2 protein-coding genes are annotated in these 2,349 nt (G+C 67.2%); both read left to right on the forward strand.

Annotated features, from left to right (window positions below; all coding sequences use genetic code 11):
* Nucleotides 1-25 precede the first annotated feature (25 nt).
* The gene (gene cas6 / locus ACP5VX_RS07090; protein WP_428725178.1) at nt 26-985 is read left to right on the forward strand and encodes a CRISPR system precrRNA processing endoribonuclease RAMP protein Cas6; all 960 of its coding nucleotides are present in this window, start codon (nt 26-28) and stop codon (nt 983-985) included.
* A 64-nt stretch (nt 986-1,049) separates the two neighbouring features.
* Nucleotides 1,050-2,349: hypothetical protein (locus tag ACP5VX_RS07095; protein WP_428725179.1), on the forward strand; the 1,300-nt coding region annotated here is incomplete at its 3' end.

The following is a 2,349-nucleotide window of genomic DNA, read 5'->3' on the forward strand; positions in this document are numbered from 1 at the left end:
CAATAGAGTTTAGCCGCTGGTCTCCATGTCGGCTGGAGAGTCGAAGCTGGCGCTCTTCAAGGTCACCGCCTACCTCGACGGGTTCAGGGGCTTCGTCTACACGGGCAAGCTGTCGAAGACCCTCGTCATCACGGCGGTGCCGGAGCTCGCGCCGCACTTCCAGCCCTCCTCGGGCTCTCCCCCCAAGCTCGTCCACGTCTCCCCCCTCTACAGGGAGTCCGGCGGCAGGGTCGAGGCCGTCTACACCAGGCTCTCGTGTAAGGGGGGCCGACTGGCCAGGTGCGACGGCGGGGTCCCGAGGCCCGTCTTCCTCGAGGGCTTGTACACCTTCTACCTGGGCCTCTCGACAAGCCTGTTGGACCCCGGCAGGGTGCTGTCGGGGCTGGCGAGCCTGGACGGGTACTTGGAGTTCATGAAGCAGAAGGTCAGGGTCTCGGTGAGGCAGGTCGAGTACATAGACCCCCACTCCCTGGCCTCGAGGCTGCTGGACGAGGCCGCCTCCAGGGGAGGGCTCAAGGTGGTGTTCTCCAGCCCCACGCAGCTCAGGGACCCGTTCAGGAGGGGGAGGCACAAGTCCTTCCTGCCGTCGCCCCTCAACGTCTTCTCCACCCCCGCCTACATCTACGTCTACCAGAGGTGGGGGTTCAAGCGGGGCAGGTTCCTCAAGCTCCTCAGGGTCCTGGACAGGGTCTTCAACGAGACCTACACCGCTCTCAAGACGGTCAGGCTGACATGGTTCGTCTACGAGAAGCGGCCCGAGCCGGGGCTGATAGGCTACGCGAAGTACGCGGTGAACGACTACTACTACGAGGAGTACAGCAAGAGGCTGGGGCTGAGGGAGGCCATCGAGGGCGTGCTCGCGGCGGCTGTAGCGCTGGGGACGGGGACGGGGAGGGCGGCGGGGCTCGGGCACGTCTTCCTCGAGCCGGCGGAGCTGGGCGCGGAGAGGGGCGCGCCCAGGGCGGCCGCGGGCGGGCCCCAGTAGGGCTCGGGCCGGGCCCGGAAGGCTTATCAGGCCAGGGGGAGAAGTCTAGACACGGTACAGCCGGATGAGGCTGGTCCTACAGTACTCGCCCAGGTTGCAGGTCCTGGCGGGCTCGCTGGGCTACGAGCTCCTCACCGGCGAGCGCTTCGAGGAGGTGGTGGTCGTCTCGGAGGCGCAGGTGGGCGACGCGGAGCAGCGGCGGCTGCGGGAGCTCGCGGAGGCGGTGGGGGCGGGCCTCAGAGTCGAGGTCCTGGGCGACGACCTGAGGGCCTGGGCGTCCCTCGAACTGCCGGACGGCGTGGTCCTCGACATAACCCCCGGCCGGAAGATCTACGCGCTGATCCTCCTCCAGAAGTGCCTGAAGGCGGCAGGCTGCCGGGCCAGGTACCTCCTCGTGAGGGACGAGGCGAGGTACGGCTACAGGTTCTTCGGCTACATGCCCAGGTGGGCCTTCAAGTTCATAGAGTTCCACCCGGAGCTGCGCGAGGTCGGGGTGGACGTCGGCAGGGCCCGCGAGGCCTACAAGCACCTGAGGCCCCCGCAGCCCCTCAGGGTCGTCCCCGAGACGCTTCACGCGCTGGTCAACCTCTACAGCCTGTCAGGCGCGGAGTACTTCGAGGTCGAGGCGTGCGGGGGCTTCGCGAGGTTCAGGTTCGCGGAGGCGGCGCTGACTCTCGAGAACTACCACGAGGCGGGGAGGGGGGACGTCGAGGCCTTCAGAGAGGCCGTCACAAGCCTGCTGGTGCTGGAGAGCCACGAGCGGGTCCGCGAGAGGATAGAGAGGTGCTTCGCGGAGGGGGGCGTCGTCGTCCCGGACACCAACATACTCGTACACGGGAGGTTCTTCGACGAGCTGAGGAGGAACTACAACCACGTCGAGGTGGTCGCCCCCGTCTGGGGCGACATAGTACACCACGTCGTCGGGGACAAGTTGACGACCAAGAGCAAGATGATGACGCTGGCCCTCAAGAGGGCGGAGGCCCTCAACAAGGTGGTGCCGTCGGGCGTCCGGGAGGCCAGGGGGGACAAGGCGATACTAGACGCCCTCAAGGGGCTCGCCGACACGAGGAGGAAGGTCTGCTTCCTCACCGCCGACCAGAGGCTGCACCAGCTCGCCAACAACGTCTTGAGGGGGGACTCCATACTACTCGAGGTGCCAAGGGAGCCCGAGCACGGCTCGCCGGTGTGCGTGGAGGACCTCTACAACCTCTTCCTCAACCTGGCGTACTGGTGCGGCTCCCTGGCCCTCAGGGTGGGGGGCAGGGTCTACAGGGTGGAGGCCAGGGAGGACTCCCTGACCCAGTGGCCCCCGGAGCTCAGGCTGCGCGAGCCGAGCGACCCGGTAGAGGTCTACTTGGTGGACA

Origin of the sequence: Thermogladius sp., from assembly GCF_049970955.1 — an archaeon.
In the GTDB taxonomy this organism is placed as follows: domain Archaea; phylum Thermoproteota; class Thermoprotei_A; order Sulfolobales; family Desulfurococcaceae; genus Thermogladius.